The sequence below is a fragment of the Streptomyces virginiae genome (genome assembly GCF_040638905.1).
Classification (GTDB): Bacteria; Actinomycetota; Actinomycetes; order Streptomycetales; family Streptomycetaceae; genus Streptomyces; species Streptomyces virginiae_B.
In genome coordinates, this window is sequence record NZ_JBEZYV010000056.1 from 1 (window position 1) to 17,370 (window position 17,370).

20 protein-coding genes are annotated in these 17,370 nt (G+C 70.1%); 8 read left to right on the plus strand and 12 right to left on the minus strand.

Annotated features, from left to right (window positions below):
• Positions 1–204 (minus strand): hypothetical protein (locus tag AB0F82_RS36715; protein ID WP_362635699.1); only part of this gene is annotated, 204 nt, incomplete at its 3' end.
• Positions 205–542: 338 nt separating this feature from the next.
• Here AB0F82_RS36715 and AB0F82_RS36720 point away from each other — a divergent pair.
• The 7 genes from AB0F82_RS36720 (at position 543) to AB0F82_RS36750 (ending at position 5,969) form a co-directional block, all read left to right on the plus strand.
• Positions 543–1,049, plus strand: a complete 507-nt coding sequence (locus tag AB0F82_RS36720) for a DUF2199 domain-containing protein (RefSeq protein ID WP_362635701.1) — start codon at positions 543–545, stop codon at positions 1,047–1,049.
• 156 nt (positions 1,050–1,205) lie between these two features.
• A complete protein-coding gene (locus AB0F82_RS36725) occupies positions 1,206–2,807 on the plus strand; it encodes an ISL3 family transposase (protein ID WP_362635704.1) in 1,602 nt (533 codons plus the stop codon).
• Between the two features lie 269 nt (positions 2,808–3,076).
• The gene (locus AB0F82_RS36730; protein WP_362635707.1) at positions 3,077–3,382 is read left to right on the plus strand and encodes a DUF6247 family protein; all 306 of its coding nucleotides are present in this window, start codon (positions 3,077–3,079) and stop codon (positions 3,380–3,382) included.
• Positions 3,379–3,633, plus strand: a complete 255-nt coding sequence (locus AB0F82_RS36735; protein WP_362635710.1) for a hypothetical protein — start codon at positions 3,379–3,381, stop codon at positions 3,631–3,633. The genes AB0F82_RS36730 and AB0F82_RS36735 overlap by 4 nt, the downstream gene beginning before the upstream one ends.
• Before the next feature lie 279 nt (positions 3,634–3,912).
• Positions 3,913–4,317 carry a hypothetical protein gene (locus tag AB0F82_RS36740; RefSeq protein ID WP_362635713.1) on the plus strand — a complete coding sequence of 135 codons (405 nt, stop codon included), beginning with the start codon at positions 3,913–3,915 and terminating at the stop codon, positions 4,315–4,317.
• A 220-nt stretch (positions 4,318–4,537) separates the two neighbouring features.
• Positions 4,538–5,047, plus strand: a complete 510-nt coding sequence (locus tag AB0F82_RS36745; protein WP_362635716.1) for a hypothetical protein — start codon at positions 4,538–4,540, stop codon at positions 5,045–5,047.
• 85 nt (positions 5,048–5,132) lie between these two features.
• Positions 5,133–5,969: an SDR family oxidoreductase gene (locus tag AB0F82_RS36750; RefSeq protein WP_362635717.1), complete on the plus strand. Its 837-nt coding sequence runs from the start codon at positions 5,133–5,135 to the stop codon at positions 5,967–5,969.
• A gap of 103 nt (positions 5,970–6,072) precedes the next feature.
• Here AB0F82_RS36750 and AB0F82_RS36755 read toward each other — a convergent pair whose 3' ends face one another.
• From AB0F82_RS36755 to AB0F82_RS36785, 7 genes are read right to left on the minus strand one after another with little or no spacing between them, the layout of a single operon-like run.
• Complete coding sequence (locus tag AB0F82_RS36755; protein ID WP_362635720.1) at positions 6,073–6,648, minus strand: AAA family ATPase; 576 nt, start codon at positions 6,646–6,648, stop codon at positions 6,073–6,075.
• A 42-nt stretch (positions 6,649–6,690) separates the two neighbouring features.
• Positions 6,691–7,395 carry a class I SAM-dependent methyltransferase gene (locus tag AB0F82_RS36760; protein WP_362635723.1) on the minus strand — a complete coding sequence of 235 codons (705 nt, stop codon included), beginning with the start codon at positions 7,393–7,395 and terminating at the stop codon, positions 6,691–6,693.
• On the minus strand, positions 7,382–8,341 hold the full coding sequence (locus tag AB0F82_RS36765) for a glycosyltransferase family 2 protein (protein WP_362635725.1): 960 nt from the start codon (positions 8,339–8,341) through the stop codon (positions 7,382–7,384). Before AB0F82_RS36765 ends, AB0F82_RS36760 begins: the two co-directional genes overlap by 14 nt.
• Positions 8,338–9,531 (minus strand): arylsulfotransferase family protein, encoded by a 1,194-nt coding sequence (locus AB0F82_RS36770; RefSeq protein ID WP_362635727.1) that lies wholly within the window; start codon positions 9,529–9,531, stop codon positions 8,338–8,340. Before AB0F82_RS36770 ends, AB0F82_RS36765 begins: the two co-directional genes overlap by 4 nt.
• A 57-nt stretch (positions 9,532–9,588) precedes the next feature.
• Complete coding sequence (locus AB0F82_RS36775) at positions 9,589–10,350, minus strand: creatininase family protein (RefSeq protein ID WP_362635729.1); 762 nt, start codon at positions 10,348–10,350, stop codon at positions 9,589–9,591.
• 36 nt (positions 10,351–10,386) lie between these two features.
• Positions 10,387–11,340, minus strand: a complete 954-nt coding sequence (locus AB0F82_RS36780; RefSeq protein WP_362635733.1) for a hypothetical protein — start codon at positions 11,338–11,340, stop codon at positions 10,387–10,389.
• 13 nt (positions 11,341–11,353) lie between these two features.
• Complete coding sequence (locus tag AB0F82_RS36785; protein WP_362635735.1) at positions 11,354–12,613, minus strand: radical SAM/SPASM domain-containing protein; 1,260 nt, start codon at positions 12,611–12,613, stop codon at positions 11,354–11,356.
• A gap of 201 nt (positions 12,614–12,814) precedes the next feature.
• Here AB0F82_RS36785 and AB0F82_RS36790 point away from each other — a divergent pair, with 201 nt between their 5' ends.
• Positions 12,815–14,137, plus strand: a complete 1,323-nt coding sequence (locus AB0F82_RS36790) for an XRE family transcriptional regulator (protein ID WP_362635737.1) — start codon at positions 12,815–12,817, stop codon at positions 14,135–14,137.
• Between the two features lie 449 nt (positions 14,138–14,586).
• Here the strand turns inward: AB0F82_RS36790 and AB0F82_RS36795 are convergent, their stop codons facing one another.
• The 4 genes from AB0F82_RS36795 to AB0F82_RS36810 form a co-directional block, all read right to left on the minus strand.
• Positions 14,587–14,724: a hypothetical protein gene (locus tag AB0F82_RS36795; protein ID WP_362635740.1), complete on the minus strand. Its 138-nt coding sequence runs from the start codon at positions 14,722–14,724 to the stop codon at positions 14,587–14,589.
• 127 nt (positions 14,725–14,851) lie between these two features.
• Entirely contained in the window at positions 14,852–15,412 is a 561-nt protein-coding gene (locus tag AB0F82_RS36800; protein WP_362635742.1) for an NUDIX domain-containing protein, read from the minus strand.
• A 374-nt stretch (positions 15,413–15,786) separates the two neighbouring features.
• On the minus strand, positions 15,787–16,335 hold the full coding sequence (locus AB0F82_RS36805; protein WP_362635745.1) for a nitrilase-related carbon-nitrogen hydrolase: 549 nt from the start codon (positions 16,333–16,335) through the stop codon (positions 15,787–15,789).
• Positions 16,336–16,612: 277 nt separating this feature from the next.
• The gene (locus tag AB0F82_RS36810; RefSeq protein ID WP_362635765.1) at positions 16,613–17,365 is read right to left on the minus strand and encodes a PIG-L deacetylase family protein; all 753 of its coding nucleotides are present in this window, start codon (positions 17,363–17,365) and stop codon (positions 16,613–16,615) included.
• Positions 17,366–17,370 lie beyond the last annotated feature (5 nt).

Below are 17,370 nucleotides of genomic sequence, written 5' to 3' on the forward strand. Positions count from 1 at the left end.
CGACCCCGGCGGCCTGACGGCCGCCGGGGTCGTTTCACAGGCTTCCTCGACGCTGAGAACGTCGGCGTCATGCACATCCTCAACGTCGCGCAACACCAACACAGCGCTGGACTCGCTCCGAGATCTCTCTGCGGTCTCGGAGTCTGACCGGTCGGGGCAGCACGTCTTCCGTCCCAGCGGGCTGATGATCAGCATCCACTGCATGCGAGACATGCTTGAAGCCATCGAGCTGGGAAGGCCGTCGTCCCAGACGGACCGAGTGTTGTTTCATGGGGTGGACGTATTCACGCTTCCGGCCCGCGAGGTTGTCCAGCGCATGGGTGGCTTCGCTCACGAAAACGGGTTCTGGCGCAAGTTCTGTTGGCCGTCACCGAGCGTCACGGGACAGAGGAGAAGTTATTGCTTGGGCGTCGTGGGTCGGGGTGACGCAGGCTTGCTCGCCGTGCGCTCACCTCAAGAGAACCGCCGCCGCGTCGAGCGCTGACAGCGGTACGTCCTATGCGGTCGAAGATATGTCTGACCAGCTCGTTAGGCTCAGCACCATGGCTGCTGATCACCACCACGCATGCGCGTGCTGCACAGAACATGGGGACGGCCCGCCGCTGTCCTATGGGGCTCCAGCTCCGGCGGCGTGGAAACCTCGGTACTCCCGGCGGCGGGACAGCGAGCTGACCGCCGACCAATGCATGATCAAAGGTCGGCACTTCTTCGTCCACGGCCTGATCGAGATACCGGTGCGCGACAGCGGCGACACGTTCTCTTGGGGGGTCTGGGTCTCCTTGAGCGAAGCGAACTTCGCCCGGACGCACGACCTGTGGGACGACCCGGCACGCGAGCAGGAGCCTCCGTACTTCGGCTGGCTCTCCACCGAGCTGCCCGCCTATCCGCACTCCACACTCCACCTCAAAACCCATGTCCACACCCGCGCCGTCGGGCAGCGCCCGCTGATCGAAGTGGAACCCACCGACCACCCCCTCGCAATCGAGCAGCGTGAGGGCATCACTACCAGCCGCGTGAGGGAGCTCGCAGACTTGCTCCTCCGAGGCTGACAGCCTCATTGGTATGGCCCTGTCCACAAGGTTGTGGTTCTGTTTTTTCAGGTTTGTGGGCCGCTGCTCTGAGTTACTGCTGGGCCCCCGGACCTGCTTGGGAAGTTGCCTGAAAACGAACCGTGGTGGGACTGACGGGGCCGACAGTTCGGAGCTGTGAAAGAGGTCTTGCTCCGGCTGGAAGAGTTGCTGTTTCCGTCGATCGTGGACGTCGCGGTGCTGTCGGTGGACGTGAACATCGCGATAGTGCGTGTTGATGCGCGGTGCACCGCCGGGGGCGCCTCGTGTCCGGGGTGCGGCACGTGGTCCGACCAGATTCACGGCTCCTACCTGCGGTTTCCCGCTGACATTCCCAGTGGGGGACGAAGCGTCGTACTCCAGCTGCGGGTTCGCCGGTTCACCTGCCGGAACCCCGAGTGCGGACGCCGCACATTCGTCGAGCAGATAGCCGGCCTGACCCGAAGGCACAGCCAACAGACCGAGCGCCTGCGCTCGACCCTGGCCGCGATTGGCCTCGCCCTTGCGGGCCGGGCCGGCGCCCGCCTGGCACACGTCCTCGGCGTATCCGTCAGCCGCAGCACGGTCCTGCGACTGGTCAACGCACTTGCGGAGCCGGAGGTACGCGCCCCACGGGTGGTCGGTGTCGACGAGTACGCCACCCGCAAAGGCCGCCACTACGGCACCGTCCTCGTCGACGTCGAAACCCGCCGACCGATCGACTTGCTGCCCGACCGAGAGGCATCGAGTCTTGCCGCGTGGCTGGCCCAGCGACCCGGAATCGAGGTGGTGTGCCGCGATCGTGCACCGTTCTTCGCTGAGGGAGCCACCGCCGGTGCCCCGCAGGCTGTGCAGGTCGCAGATCGGTGGCACCTCTGGCACAACCTCGCCGAAGCCGCCGAGCGAAGCATCGCCCAGCACCGCCAATGCCTGCGAGTCCTGGTCCCAAAGACACCTGAAACAAGCGAGACGGGGCCCGACCCCGCGGAGGTGCCGTCCAGCTCGCCTTGGCCGACCGGCCACCGATTCGCCGACCGAACCAGGACCATGCACGCCACTATCCACGCGCTGGTGGAGGCGGGGCACAGCCGCCGCGCGATCCAGCGGCAGCTCGGCATGACGAGCCGAACCGTCAAACGGTACGCGGACGCCGCCAGGCCGGAAGACCTCTTCACCGGTCAGTGGCAGGCCCGGACCTCCGTTCTCGACGAGTACAAGACCTACCTCGACGACCGCTGGAACGAGGGCTGCACCAACGCCTGGAAACTGTGGGAAGAGATCGTCCCGCTCGGCTACAAGGGCAGCTACCAGCGCGTTCGCGCCTACCTCCACCAAAAACGCACCTCGCCACGGCCCGTCACAGCGCGCCCGCCCTCACCCCGGTCCGTCGCCGGATGGATCCTCCGCCGCCCAGAAACCCTTCCCGAGACCGAACACCTCCAACTGAAGAACGTCCGGGCCAACTGCCCGGAAATCGACGCACTCACCAGGCACGTCCGGTCCTTCGCGATCATGCTCACCGAGCGCCAGGGCGAGCGACTGCCGGACTGGCTCGCCGCTGTCAGACTGGACGACCTCCCCAGCCTCCACACGCTCGCCGCAGGCATCGACCGCGACCGCGAAGCCGTCATCGCCGGCCTCAGCCTTCCCTGGAACTCGGGCGTCGTCGAAGGCCATGTCAACCGCATCAAGATGATCAAGCGCCAGATGTTCGGTCGTGCAGGCTTCCAACTCCTCCGTAAGCGAGTTCTGCTGTCGTGACGCAGAGTCTCGACTCCACAAAAGCTGAGCCAGAACCGGTTCTTCGCGATCAGAGCCAGCCTGGCTCGGTCTGGAGCGGGAACGGGGTCAACGAGGCGCTGGGGAAGCTGAAGGCCCCCACCAGGGTGCGGCCTCGTGGGCAACAAGCTCACCGCGCCCCTGGTGTACGCCGAATCAGGGTCCACAGCAGCAGCCACCGCGGGTACAACCGAACCGAGGCGCTGGTGGTCATCGAGTCGCTAGCGTGTTCACAGACCTTGGAGGACGCCATGAGTGCCCAGCCCGAGTACGCGCCGGCTCCGCCGCCCGCGCCCGCCCCCACGGCGGCCGCCGACCTTCTGGCCCGGGTGCGCGCCGACCGGCGGGCCCAGCAGTGGGCGCCGGCCTTCGAGCGGGACTGGGCGCAGGCCTTGGAGGATTCCCGGCACAGCTACAGCCTCACCCCGCTCCACGACGTGGTACGGGCCTGGCAGGCCCGTCTCGCGGCGGCCCCGGCCGTCGACGCGTTCGTGGCCTCCGGCATGGACGACTCCGACGGCGTCGCACTGGAGGACCTCCTCGGAACCCGCCCGTGAACGGATGGCCCGCACGGCTCTCCCCAGAAGCCGCCAAGACGCTCGCCGAACTACCCGATCACGCGGCGGAGATCCTGCGCGACGTTCTCGACATCGCCTCCCGCGAACCCTGGTCCTTCCCGCCCTTCAACGTGCGCGACCCCGAAGGCGAGGACGTCCGCTCGGCCGCGGTCGGCCAGCTCACGACCGTCTACTGGATCAACCGGCCCGCCGGCCGTCTCTACGTGATCAGCATCGTCTGGATCGGCTGACTCGACACCCCGCCGGCGGGACGAAGACTTCTATACCGGCCAGCCTGGGAACGGAACCTGATGACGTCGAACGGAGCGGGGGGCCGGCTCAGCGGAGCCTGAACCGCCCCGACCCTGCACCCACCGCTCCAGCCTCCTGCTACTGGGCATTCGACGGTGCGGGGACCGCCGTCCGGAGCGCGATCCCGAGCACATAGCGGATACCGGTGCTGTGGTCGACCTTGGACGGGAAACGGCAAAAGTGCTGGAATTTCGCACCGCACCACGGTCCGCCGCCGCGTGGACAAGCTCGTCGAAGACGGTCTCGCCGAGGAAGCGGACGGCCTGATCTACCTGCCCCGCCACCTGGCCGCCGACGAAGGCCTGCGCCCCGACGCCGACCAGCTTCAGCAAGTTGCCCTCGCCCGAGGCACCGCCGGCCTGGGGGAGCGGCGCCGCAAGCGGCACAGCGATCAGCGGCGCTACTACCGGGACTGGCTCACCGCACGCGCAAAGCGCTCCGTCGAGCGTCGCCGGCCCGGCGGGGTGCGGCTGCGGCTGGTGCCCGAAGACGTGGTCGACGAGACCACGGGAGAACTCCGCAACACAGCATGGCGGGGGTGGATCGTCGACGACCCCTACCACCCGACCTGGCCCACCCCACCCTGGTCCGATGACGGCGCGCCTGAGGCGGTGTGCGGATGACTGCGCGCCAGCCTGCGGAGGTGTCCTCAGACCCGCCTCGGCCAAAGGGGCCGAGACCTCGAGCCCGTCCAGCAGTTTCGAGTCCGGGGAAGATCGGCGCACGGTCCACTCGGCGCTGGCAGGCTGTAGCCCCCATCGCCTCCGGAGAGGCGACCGACGCCCGAGAACGACCGCCACCAAGAACGCCTCAGCGTCCGATGAGGCGATACGGCTTCAGCGCATGACCCCGGAGGTCACCTTGCAGATCTTCTGGCTCGGCACCTCGATCATGGAACACCGCCAGGCCTACAGCTCGCGACTGACCGACCCGACGAACCTTGCCCAGGTCGGGGAGACGATCCGAATCGAGGAGCACCGCTCGAACGGATACGTTCACCGCATCCACGTCGCACTCCAACTCGCCCACCCCCACCCGATCGGACCCATTACAGATCCGCAGACCGTCGCCGCGATGAACGAAGACCTCGCTCGCTACAACCAGGCCGCCGCCCAGTGCGCGGCCACCGCCGGCGTCCCCTTCATCGACGTCTGGACCCCGTTCACCCAGACCGCCTACGCACTCACCCACCATCACCACCACGCGGAAGCACCGACGCTGTGGAGCGACGGCGTCCACCTCTCCGATCTCGGTGTCGCTCTCCTGACTCAGCAGGTCGAGGCGCACCTGCGCGACCACCACGTCGTCGAGCGACTACTCCCTCAGCAGCACCAACCCAAGCCCACAAGGTGATTCCGCACAGACGACCGGACGCCGACCCAATCACTTCTGACGGTTCCGCCTCAGCGCCGACGTCGCTGTCCTAGCGTGGGACAGCATGACGGTACTGATTGTCGGCGGCAGCGGGTTCCTCGGCGCTGAGCTGGCCCGCCAGGGACGTTCAGCGGGCTGGGAGACGGCGGCCACCTTCCACTCGCACCCCGGAGAGAGCGCCGGGGTGTCCTGGCACCGCCTCGACCTGCGCAACCCTGCGAATCTCCAGGAGGTCCTGGACGCCGTCAGCCCAACGGCGGTCATCAACGCGAGCAGCGGCGGCGCCGAGTGGGCGGTCACGGCCGAGGGCGGGATGCGCCTAGCCCAAGCCGCCGCGCACCGAGGCATTAAGCTGGTACACGTCTCGAGCGACGCAGTCTTCTCCGGCCGCGACGACCCGTACGACGAGACGTGTCTACCCGACCCAGTAACACCGTACGGGGCGGCGAAGGCAGCGGCCGAGACGGCCGTACGGCTCCTGTGTGCAGGCGCCGTCGTCGCACGGACCTCGCTGATCATCGGCGACGGCCGGTCCGAGCACGAGCGCCTGGTGCACGCCCTGGCCCGCGGCACGCGGGACGGGGCCCTGTTCACGGACGATGTCCGATGCCCAGTCCACGTCGCCGACCTGGCCGCCGCGATGTGGGAGTTCACCTTCTCCGATACGGCTGGCGTCTTTCACCTCGCCGGCCCGCACGCCGTCACTCGCCACCAACTTGGGACCCTCATTGCGCAGCGGGACGGCCTTGACCCATCGCTGTTGCCGACCGGCCGTCGCGCCGAGAGCGGCCTCCCCGGCGGACTCCGTGTCCACCTCGACAGCCGCGTCACCCAGAAGTACCTGTCCACCCGGCTTCGCGGAGCCCGGGAGTTTCTCCGACCCCCAAACCCCGCCGGCTGAGGGCGACGGCGCAGGGCCAGCGGGCCGCGAGCGTGCTTCGGTAGCACGCGTTGGTCGGCTCGCAGGCTCCCTTGCCGGCGTGAGAGCCGCCCCGACTGGACCCTTACCACCCATCCCCTTCGTGATCCGGCCGCAGAACAAATCTCTGGATCTCTGCCATGCCGGGCGCGTAGCCGTCGGAGGTGTCCACGAGCAGGCTCGGGGCGGTCAGGCTGATGGGAACGAACTGGTCGGGGTCGTAGACGCCGGCCTCCATGTCGGCGAGCAGGGCCTTGTCCCCATGGGCGACCCGGTGGCTGTCGTTGTGGGCGCGGTCGGTGATGCGTTGAGTGATGGTCGGCGCTGGGGTGGTGCACCGGATGATGCGTAGGTCGGCGAACTCCGTGAGCGGCTCCAGCCCCGGCCGCCAGAGGCGATCCTGGAAGGCGGCTTCGGCGACGACGGTTGTGCCCGCTCGGAGGAGAACGGCGATCGTCGCGAAGAACGCTTTCATGGCCGGGATGTTAAGTGGGTCGTCGCCGTCGGCGTCGTGACCTGGAAAGTTCATGACCATGCCCTGCTTGATCTCATCACGCAGGATCGCGGGGCAGCCCAGGTGCTGGGCTAGCGCCCGGGCGAGGGTGGTCTTGCCGGTCGCCGGCGGGCCGCTGACCACGGCCAGAGTCGGGCGGATGTGCACAGGGGGACTCCGAGGATGGTCGTTGAGGCAGCTGGTGGCACCCTAGATTCCAGGTTGCCGTTTGCGGAGCCGGATGGCCAAGAAGCCAGGCTGGTGGGTCAGTTTCTCGTGTTCGACCGGGTGATGGCGTGCCATCGAGGGAACTGGCTGGTGCTCGACAAGGCGGTCGAGGGTGAGTCCGGCGGCGGTGAATTCGTCGAGCCAGGCCTGAAGGGGCTGGTGCCAGTAGCGGTGGGGCATGCCGTTCGACCAGGACTCCTCGACGTAGCCGCTGGTGAAGTAGCTGCCGCCGCTGACGAGCCAGTCCGCCGTGGGGTGGCTGGTCGAGACGACGATCTGTCCGCTGGGCCGCAGGACGCGGGCGAGTTCCCGCAGCGTGCGAATCCGGTCGGGCAGGTAGTGGAGGACCAAGGTGAGGAGGACGACGTCGAAGCTCGCATCGTCCGCCCAGGCGAGGGGCTGGGCGAGGTCGTGCTGACAGACTTCTGCGAGCGAGCCGAGGCGCTCGCGGGCGAGGCGGGCCATGTCGGCGCTCTGGTCGATGCCGACCGGGCGGGCCCCGCGCGCGGCGAGCTCGGACAGGTACAGGCCGGGGCCGCAGCCGGCGTCCAGGATGTCGAGGCCGTTCACGTCGCCGAGGAGGCCGAGGACGGTGGGGCGGTCGTAGTGGGCGTTGTAGGCGCTGATGGCGGCCTCGCGGGCGAAGGTTTCGGCGAAGCCGTCGTACGGGGCGTCACCGGGCTGCATGCGTCACCGCCGGTCGAAGAGTGAGGGCTTCGCCGTTGTGCCGGGCGGGTGCGGCAGGGGTGAGGGGGAGGAGCCGGTTGAGGAGGTCTCGGTCCGGGGAGCGGCGGTCGGTGAAGGTGGTGTGGAGCTGGCGGATGGCATGTTCGTAGACGTGGGGCGGGGCGTCCAGGCCGTTGGCGATGAGGGTGTCGAGGCGCTGGTCGAAGCGGCGGAACCAGTCCCGGTACTCCTCGGCGCGGCCGGTGGCGGCCGGCCAGCGGCCGTAGAGGAGGGTGCGAGCCCGGGTGAACGGAGTGGGGGTGGACTGGTAGGCGGTGTGGACGGCGCCGGGCACAGGGACTTGGTGGTAGACGCTGGTGATGGTGTCGAGGCGGGTGAAGCGGTGGCCGACCGCGCGGAGGGCGAGGAGGAAGTCCCAGTCCTCGCAGTGGTGCAGCGTCTCGTCGAAACGGATGGTGGTGTCGGCGGGGTTGTGGGTGACGACGGAGCCGGTGTGGATGGTGTTGGCGACGGAGAGAAGGGCCGGGTCGAACGCGTAGTCCTTGCACGGCAGGTGGGCGCGCTCGCGCGGGAGGTCTTCGATCCAGGTGGGGCTGACGAGGGCCTGGCCGTAGACAGTGTCGGCCCGGCGGGAGCGCAGAGCATCGGCGGCGGCCTGGAGGTGGTGCGGCAGGAAGACGTCGTCGTCGTCGAGGAGGGCGATGTGGTCGCCTTGCGCGACGGGGAAGGCGCGGTTGCGGGCGTGGGAGACGCCGTGAGGGGTGTCGAATTCGAGGAGTGTGATGGGCATCTCGCGCTGCCAGCGGTCGATGATCGGCTCGACGGGGTGGCCGCCGTCGCGGATGACGATGACCTCGAAGTGGCGGTAGGTCTGGCGGGCGACGCTGCGCAGGGCGCGGTGGAGCGGTCCGGGGCGGTCGCGGGTAGGGATGATCACGCTGATCACGGGGTGCTCCGTACGTTCTGGCCAAGCTGGCAACGGACGCGGGATTCGGTGAGGGCGCGCGCGGGCCGGTCCGCGGTGCCCAGGTGCTCGGCGGCCGCGGCCGGGATGGCGGAGAGGCGGTAGAACTCCGCGCGGGAGCGGGCGCCCGTGGTACTGGTGGAGAGCTGGACCTGCCACCGCTCGCGGCCGTCGCGGTCGACGATCAGGGCGCGGCCGGCCTGGGCGTAGCTGATGAGGACCGTGCCGTCGGCCAGGCGCTCGCAGCCCCCTGCCATCTCGCAGAACAGGCCGGGCTCGTACTGCCAGACGACGGCCCGGGTGACCGGTTCGATCTCCAGGATACGGGAGCGGCCGGCGCGGCGGCCGTTGTCGAAGACGAGGATCGTGCCGTTGGGCTGGGCAGAGGGCTGGTGCTGGCCGGACAGTTCACCCGGGCCCCACCACCAGCGCACGGCGCCGGCGCGCAGGTCGAGGACGGCGATGAGGTCCAGCTCGCGGAGCGAGACCAGGACGTCTCCGGCCGTCCACAGGCCGGCCGGGTGGGCGGGGAGGATCTCGAGGGTATTGGTGTGCAGGATGTCGCTGGGCGAGCCGGGACGGGAGCGCAGCAGGCGGGAGATGTCGCGGCCGCGCCTCCAGCCGTTCGCGCCTTCCAGCCGCGGGGCAAGGACGGAGGAGTCCGCGGTCCGGCCGGCGTCGCGGTGGCGGTTGATCGCGCCGTTGATCAGCGACTCCAGTTCGGGGTTGGTGGTCAGGATCTCGTACAGGGAGTGCGCGTCGCGCAGCTGGCCGTCGGGACCCAGGACGGTGATGGAGTTGTCGAGCAGTACGTGGGAACCGCCGGTGCAGGGCACCGGGCGGGGCTCTTCGGTGAGGACGTAGATCTCGCCGTGGGGGCCGAGGGCGAGATCGTGGTGGGCGGGGAGGTCGGCGCGCCAGGTGAGGGTGGAGTCCGGGGCGAGCTTGAGCAGGGTGTGCAGGGGCACGATCGCGAACAGACTGCCGTCCGGGGCGACTTCGACGTGGTTCCAGCCGCGGAGGTAGGACGGCGGGCTGGTCTCGATGTCGGGCTGGCCGATCGGGCTGGACCAGGCGTGGACGATCCGGGCGTGGTCGTCGATGACGGCCGCGAACGGCCGCGGGTAGGAAGCGGAGGGTGAGAACACGAACCGGTTGTTGCCGAGGGACATAGGGGTGGTTCTCCTTCGGAGGAGCCCCCGGGCCGGGCCGGGGGCGGCTGCCGGGGTTCAGGACGGGAGGGGCGCGGCGAATTCGTGAAGGACGGCGTCAGCGAGCTGCTGAGCGACCTGGTTGGCGACTCGCTTGCCGAGCTCCGCGCTGGCGTGGGCGGCGGTGTAGACGATGCCGCTGCTCGTGGTGGTGTCGGCCGGCTGCGGGTACAGGTGGTAGCTGATCCGGCGGGGCTGCTCGATGCCGCCGTCGGCGGGCAGCCGGTCGGGGCGGACGGCGTGCGGGCTGATGTGCATGACAAGGCTGGACTCGACCATCCCGGCGTGATGGTCGTCCGCGCGGGCGGTCCCGGTCTCGTGGGCGAGGTCGTTGCGGAAGTCTTCGCCCACGACGTCCCACCAGTTCACGATCATCACCCGCGCCCCGGGGGCGTGTTCGGTCAGGTGGCGGGCGGCCTCGCACAGGAAGGCGATGTTGTCGATGGCCGAGTTCAACAGGACCAGGCGCCGGTAGCCGTGGCGGGCCAAGACGGTGAGGATGTCGGTGATCAGGGCGGTGAAGGTGGCGCCGGTGATGCTGATGACGCCGGGGAAGGTGCCGCCGAGGCGCTGGCCGGGTGTGGCCACGCCGTAGCCGATGGCCGGGGCGACGTGCCCGTGGACCGCGGCCGCCAGGCGGCGGGCGAAGTGGTCGCTGATCATGGTGTCGGAGCCGAGTGGCAGATGCGGGCCGTGGGGTTCCAGGGCGCCGACGGGGACGATGACGTGGGTGTCGGGGCCCGGGTTCAGGTCGGGCCAGGTCATGTCGCTGATGAGCACGAGGATCCCTTCGGAAGCAGGCGTGGCGGCGCGGGGTCAGGCGTCGGTCCAGCCGAGGCTGGGGACCGTGGAGGGGCGCAGGGGGGCGGCGATCTGCAGGTTGAGGAAGTCCTCCTTATTGCCGCACCCGCCCCGGGCGGCGCACGGCGCCCACGGTTCGGGGCGCAGCGGGAGGTCGAAGCCGGGATCCAGGACGCTGCCCAGCGGGGGCTGCTTCTGGCTGGAGTAGTTGGAGCAGCGGTAGGCCTGGCCGTGGATGTCGATGAACGCCGAGTCGTGGCCGGCACGGCAGAGCATGCCCCGGCATGAAGTCAGCCCGACCAGGGTGGCCTCGGCCAGGGCCCGGCTCCCGCCGAGAGCGGCCAGCGTGTCCAGGGCGTCGGAGCTCTGAAGGACCGGTACGGCGGCGGACGGGTCATGGCGGGTGGCGCCGGCGGTCGGGTCGTAGCCGAGGTCAACGTTGAACCGCAGGCCCGCCGCCAGGGCGGCGTCCCGGGCGTGTGCCACGGCGTCGGCATTGGTCTCGAACAGCAGGGTGTTTACGACTACGAAGCAGCCGTAGCGCTCCTGGGCGAAGGCCGCGGCCGTGATGAACCGCTCCAGGTCGACCTGCCCGTCGTGCCAGGTCAGCCACAGCGACAACTTGCCGAGGTTCGCATCCGCTTCGAGCTTGGGCAGCCGCCGCGGCAACAGGATCGCGTTGGAGAGCAGCTCGACGTACTCGACGCCGCTCTGCCGGGTCAGCCAGGCCGCCTTCTCCAGGAAGAAGGTGCTCGCGAACGGCTCGCCCAGGGTGCCCAGGCGGACCCTCACCGGGTAGGGGCGGGTCCCGATCCATGTCACGACATGCTCGTAGACCGCGCGGTCCTCGGGGTTCTTCCAGTCGTAGCGGTTGCTCATGGCCCACTCGCCGATGGACACGCAGCGGTCGCAGGACAGGTTGCACAGCCGCTGGCCGGCCACGTACCAGATCCGTACGGGCGTTCTCATAAAGGTTCGCCTCCTATCCGAAGGTTGCGATCGGGCGGAAGTCCCGGCCGGGGAAGTTGGCCAGCTGGTTGTGGCAGCGACGGCACAGGAAGTCGTCCGGTGCCTGGTCGACGCCGAAGACCTTCCGGCGCAGCGCGACCGCCCGCTCGCCGGACATCAGCTCGTCGATCGAGCCGTCCCGGATATGGGCGAAGGTCTCGCGCTGGTAGTAGTCGTTGCAGCACAAGAACAGGTCGCCGGCCACCGAGATGTTGACGTGCTGCACGGGCCAGCCGCAGCCGGTCAGCCGTCCCTCCACGTGGACGTCCTGGGCGTACTCGCCGCCCAGCTCACCGGCCCGGTCGCAGGTCATGCTCGGATACACCTCGGCGCCCAGGGGCGTGAAGTGTCGCTCCACGCCGGCCAGGTTCCGCTCCAGGCGCGAGCCGACCCCGTTGACGACGACCTGCACCGGCAGGCCGGCCGCCAGGGCCGCCTCCGTGTTGCCCACCGTGTGCCGGAAGCTCCGCGAGCCGGTGAGGGCAGCGAACTCGGCCTCCTCGACGGCAGGGATGTTGACGATCAAGTGCTTGAGCACCCCGGTCCGCTGCAGAGCGGCGATCTTGCCCGCGGTCAGCGCGGAGGCGTTCGAGTACAGGGCCAGCGGCATCCCGCGTGCGGCCAGGACCTCCAGCCGCTGGACGAAGTACCGGTCCAGCGTGGGCTCATTGAAGAACTGGAAGGTCACGTACTCGGCGCCGGCCGCGGCGAGCTTGCCGATGATCTCCTCGAACAGGGGCATCGGCATCGTGCGGCGCGGCTTCGGGTCCGTGGCCACCGGGCAGGAGGCGCAGCCCCAGTTGCAGTGCGCGGTCACCTCGACCTCACCTGAGACCACGCGGTACTCCCGGCACAGACGAGCGGGATCTTGCAGCCACCCCTGGCCGGCCGCCGCCGAGACCCGGCCGGCCCCGAAGCGGGACGTGAGCTCGCCGGTCGCACGCGGGCGGGAAGCGGCGTAGCGCAGGAGGTCGAGGACCTCGGCGTCGTGCTGCCACACGATCGTCCGGTCCAGTCCCACGATCCCGAACACGGCCGCTGGCGGGGGAATAGGCCCCGCGGGGGCCTCGGGCCCGGAGGTGTCGGTCAGGTACACCAAGCGCGGGTCGGCGCCGGGCAGGACGCTGGAGAGGTACGGGGAGGTCTGCAGCATCGGCTCCGGACTCCGCCCGGCACGGCAGCCGACCTCGGCCATCACCAGGGGGGCCGGAGGAGGGGCCGGGTAACGTGGCATGACGATGTCTCCCTTCGGAGCATGCGGGACGAGACGGATGCCGGGGCCCGGTACGGGTCCGGGTCGGCAACGGTGTGGCCGCCCAGAGGATCGAGCTTCGAGCACACGTGCCCCAGGCGCGATGGTCCGGCGGGGGTCCCCCCGGGGGTCCCCTGTCCCGAACACCTCCCGGGCTGCCACGGACGGTGCTTGACTGACTACGTGACCGAGTGCACTCACCCGCTGGCCCATCAGCGCGCGTCCAGCGGCCTGACCCGGGTCGATCTCGCGAAGCTCATCTGCGCGGCGGCCGAGCGGCGCGGCCTGCGCTCGGGCACCGACAAGCACCGGATCCGCAAGTGGGAAGTCCTCGGGGTCACCCCGGAGGCCGAGACGCAGATCTACATCGCGGAGGCCCTGGAGCTCCCCCTCGACTCGGTCGACCCGGCTGCCTGGCCGCACTGGCTGCCCGCCGGGGACGGGGGTGTGGTGCCTCTCGGACCGTCCAGCACCGTCATCGCACTGCGAGAGGCCCTCAACACCGCCATGGAACGTCTGGAACGACGCACCTTCCTCACCATCTCCGGGACCGCCCTCACGGCGCTCGCTGCAGCCTGGGCCACCGGGCCAGCGAGCGCGCTCGGAGCGCTCCAGGGGGGTGGCAAGTTGGTCGGCGAGGAAACGGTCACCGTCCTGGAGGACATCAGCCGACACCTCAACAGCCTGGCTACCGAGCAGCGCCAGCACGTCTCCGCCCTGCTGGACGCCCACCTCGCGACCGTCACCGACCTCATCGACGGCAGCCGCTACGACAAGGCCACCGGTCTGCGCCTCCACACCCTGGCCGCCTCCCTCGCGCAGACCGTGGCCTGGCACCGCTTCGACCACGGCCGCCACACCGCCGCCAGCAAGCTATGGGTCGCCGGCCTCCACAGCGCCCACGCCACCGGCGACCCCGACCTGGGGGCCGCGATGCTCGGCGACCTCGCCTACCAGGCCGCCTGGCGCCATGACCACACCACGGCTGCCGAGATCCTCCGGCAGGCACTCAAGCGCGCCCAACACCCCGCGGCCCTCTCCCTCCTCCACCTCCGCCTCGCCCGCACTCTCGCCGCGCAAAAGGACAAGCAGCCCGCCCTGCGGGCCCTCGAAGCGGCCGAGCACCACTTCGGGGCATCGTCCGGCCTGCCACTGCCGGCCTGGTGTTCTTGGATGTCGGCGGCCGACCTCGCGGTGGACTCCGGCCAGGCCCTCCTCGACCTCGGAGACGCCCGCCGCGCCCACCAGCTCATCACCGAGGGCCAAGCCCTACTGCCCGCCTCCCGCGACAAGACCCGCGGCGTCTTTCTCGCCTACCAGGCGGCCAGCCACCTCCAGCTCAAGGAACCCGAACTGGCCGCCCACGCAGCCGAAGAAGCGCTCACCCTCTCCCGCCGCATCGGCGCCCCACGGTGCGAACGGCTTGTCCAAGACCTCGTGCCGGGATTCCAGCCCTACCGTGCTGCTCACGGCGTCCCCGCCTTCCTTGCCCTCGTCGCGGCCTGAAGCCACCGAGCGCCCGGTCGGCCACGGTTCCCGCCCTCTCAGCGGAAAGGCCTTGCCGGACGCCCGCGGCTCACAGCCAGATGCGGGGCGCCGATCTCGCACGGATCGGCCATAAGGGCTCCTGCTGGATTGGGCAGAGGACGACAATCGGCTGGTTCGCTTGGCGTGGTGGTGCTGAGCTACCAGGCGGTGGGGCCGCTGAGTTCGGTGACGGGCTGGCGGCTGGCCCGGGGAATGCCGATGAGGCTGCGGGTCTGGTGGACCGCTTGGAGCTGCGCGGCCGCGGATGGCCCCCAGTCGAAGAGTTCCAGGGCCTGCTCCGGGGTGGCGAGGATCCGGACGTAGGTGCGACCGGTGGGCGGATCGACCGGGGACGGGCCGACGCACGTGAGGGCAGCGGCGTAGCAGACGCGTGCGCAGGGGTCGTTGGGGTCGGACAGGTACCCGAGTTACCTGGTGCCGGCCAGCTCGGCGGCGGCCTCCTCCCGGGCCTCACGGACGACGGTGGCCGTGGGGTCCCCGCCGTCCTCGGGTTCCGGTGTGTCGCCGGGCAGGCAGGCCGCGCCGGTGTCCGGTTCGTGGAGCACGAGGACACGCCCGTCCGGGGCGAAGGCCCAGGACCAGGACTGGCGGACCGTGAGGTCGTCGGGGACGGGGCAGGGGTGGAAGGTGAAGTGGTGCTGGGCTCGGGCGGTGCGCAGGACGCCGACCCGGTCAAGGACGGTGGGGGCGATCGGGAGGCCGTCCTCCAGGAACGTGGGGCCGGAGCCGCTGATGCTTGCGGGCGCGGAGCGCGGACAGGGCGCGCCGGGCGTCGCCCGGAGACATCAGAGCCGGCAGGTCGGCGGGTTCGACGAACTCGACGGCCTCGATCTCGCCTGGTGCGGGCCGGATCGCCGCGATCTGGTTCTCGTCCCAAACGCCGCCGTCGAAGACGTGCAGGAGCTCGCCGGGGAACTTCATGCCGGGGGGCGTTGTGCGGCCGGCGGGGGAGACCCAGTCGACTGCGAGCCCGCGGGTGATGGTCGCCGTGACGCCGAGCTCCTCTTCCAGCTCCCGGGCAGCGCCTTGGGCGGGGGACTCGCCCTTGTCGACGGCGCCGCCGGGCAGCAGGCGCGTAGGACGGTAGGTCACGCGTTGGAGCAGGACCTGCCCGCGTCGGTTGGTGATCAACGCGGAGGTGCCGGCCCACACCGCGGCCAAGGCGCGTAGCTTGCCGTATGCCTCGTCGGTCATGCTCGGGCTGGGTGGCTGGCTGTCGGTGCTTGTCGTCATCGTCTCTTCCTTGCAGTGAGGTTCGGTCCGGTGTCCGCGGTGGGTCGGGCGGTGAGCCGGTCCGGTGCGATGGGGGGAGGGGCCGGGGTTGATCTGGGCGAAATGCTCGAACTGCAACATCTGGTGCTGTCGGTTCTGGGGAGGCGGGCGCGGTACCTGCCGCTTCGCTGCCCGTTCCCTGAGTCCGGCGAATCTGGCAGTAGGGCGGTTTCAGAACGCTGTGCGGGCCGCGCTGCGGCGGTCCCCCCACAGGGGCCCGCTCGTCGTAGAGTCCGGCTCGGGCAGAGCGCCGCCAGGCGGGCGTAGCGAACGGCCACGTTGATGTCTTCGTCCTGCGAATCGAGGTCGATGTCCGCGATCGCCAGGGCGGGATGTCAGTTCGCGGGACAGCGCGCCAGCCAGCGGCCGCCGGGCGCCACGATCCCGGACGGCACCGTAGCGCTGAACTGGGCTGGGATGGAGTATCCGAGCCAGTAGTTGTAGAGCGTTCCGTAGGCCTGGGCGACACGGGCCCGAGCGCGTCGTCGACCATCACCGACAGCAGGACGCAGTCGACGTCCAAGCGTTCGTACTCGTTGAAGATCTCCGGGAAGTTGGCCTCGACGCACAGCGCGAAGCCCGAACCGGATGCCGTCCACTTCGAGGACGAGCGGCTGGTGTCCGGGGGAGTACAGGAAGGATACCTCGGTGTGCGACAGGAACCGCTTGTCGTACCGTGCGACCAGCTGGCCTTGGTCGGAGGCGATGTAGAGGCTGTTGTGCGGCCGGTTCGGCGGTGTGAGCGGGTGGATCGATCCGAACACCGTCCACAGGCCGAGCCTTCCCGCCAGCGCGGTGATCGACTCCGCTTCCTCGCGCAGAACATCCCACGCGGCGCGGCTCCAGTCAGCCGGCACCAGCTCGCCGGCCGGGCCCGCCGCCATCACGTGCTTGCTCGGGTAGGTGACCCCCCTCGGGGAACTGCACCAGCCGCGCACCGGCCTCGGCGGCCTCGACCATCAGGGCCCGGATCTCCTGCCCGGCCGCCCGCAGTGCTCCTCGATCAGTGGGGTCTTCCGGCACCGTGCTCTGCGCGACCGCCAGCCGCAATGTCCTGGCCACACTGGGACGTTCGGCGGGTGCAGAAGTCGTCGTCATCTCTCTCCGATCGGTGAGTGCTTGCTCGTGCGGTGAAGGGGACGATCCGCACGGGCCGGGGTGTCAGATGGTCAGCTGGGCCGGGTCGCCCTCGCACTTTGGGGGGCCGGGGGCGAGGCGGGTGAAGTGCTCGGTCTGGATGATTTGGGTGCGGTCGGCTTCGGGCAGGCGGGCGAGGATGCCCGGCAGGGGCCGCTCGCGTGCGACCTCCCCCCGGTGCGCCAAAATCGCGCGCCACTTCACGTCGGCCCAGGGGCTGACGTCGACGCTGGTGGTCACGTACGAGTCCGGCACCGCGAGGACTTTCTTTCCCGCCCCTTCGAGCAGCGGGCGGAGCAGGCCGACGCCGGACTCGGAGTGCGTGGCCGCGTACAGCGCGGCCGGCTGCCAGGGCGGGCCCGCTTCGGGATGCAGGTGGGCCAGGCCGGCGGCTTCGACGGCGAGCAGGGTGATCTGGTGGGTCCGAACGTGGTCGGGATGGCCGGTGAGCTGGCCGAGGGCGTCGTGTCCGACGACGATGTCGGGCCGGAAGTCACGGATGTGGGCGACGAGGCGGCCGACTGCTTCGTCGAGGGGAGCGTCGACGAGCCGTGGCCGGCCGGGGGCGGCCTCGGGGTTGCGGGCGTCGTTGTAGCCGAGCAGGCGTGGTGTGCCGGCGCCCAGGACGGCCAGGGCCTCGGCGAGTTCGGGCGCACGGCGGCTGTCCGGGGCCCAGGTGGCGGTGACGACCGCCGTGCGGGCCCCGGCCGCAGCATGCTGGGCGAGGACACCGCCGGCGAGCAACGACTCGTCGTCCGGGTGTGCGAACACGCCCATCAGCG

What these genes read in the sequence shown, in the direction of transcription:
- AB0F82_RS36780 (WP_362635733.1), bottom strand. Translation starts at nt 11,340, where the DNA reads ATGAGAACGCCCGTACGGATCTGGTACGTGGCCGGCCAGCGGCTGTGC.
- AB0F82_RS36770 (WP_362635727.1), bottom strand. Translation starts at nt 9,531, where the DNA reads ATGTCCCTCGGCAACAACCGGTTCGTGTTCTCACCCTCCGCTTCCTAC.
- AB0F82_RS36745 (WP_362635716.1), top strand. Translation starts at nt 4,538, where the DNA reads ATGACCCCGGAGGTCACCTTGCAGATCTTCTGGCTCGGCACCTCGATC.
- AB0F82_RS36800 (WP_362635742.1), bottom strand. Translation starts at nt 15,412, where the DNA reads ATGACGACAAGCACCGACAGCCAGCCACCCAGCCCGAGCATGACCGAC.
- AB0F82_RS36750 (WP_362635717.1), top strand. Translation starts at nt 5,133, where the DNA reads ATGACGGTACTGATTGTCGGCGGCAGCGGGTTCCTCGGCGCTGAGCTG.
- AB0F82_RS36720 (WP_362635701.1), top strand. Translation starts at nt 543, where the DNA reads ATGGCTGCTGATCACCACCACGCATGCGCGTGCTGCACAGAACATGGG.
- AB0F82_RS36785 (WP_362635735.1), bottom strand. Translation starts at nt 12,613, where the DNA reads ATGCCACGTTACCCGGCCCCTCCTCCGGCCCCCCTGGTGATGGCCGAG.
- AB0F82_RS36760 (WP_362635723.1), bottom strand. Translation starts at nt 7,395, where the DNA reads ATGCAGCCCGGTGACGCCCCGTACGACGGCTTCGCCGAAACCTTCGCC.
- AB0F82_RS36805 (WP_362635745.1), bottom strand. Translation starts at nt 16,335, where the DNA reads ATGGCGGCGGGCCCGGCCGGCGAGCTGGTGCCGGCTGACTGGAGCCGC.
- AB0F82_RS36810 (WP_362635765.1), bottom strand. Translation starts at nt 17,365, where the DNA reads ATGGGCGTGTTCGCACACCCGGACGACGAGTCGTTGCTCGCCGGCGGT.
- AB0F82_RS36730 (WP_362635707.1), top strand. Translation starts at nt 3,077, where the DNA reads ATGAGTGCCCAGCCCGAGTACGCGCCGGCTCCGCCGCCCGCGCCCGCC.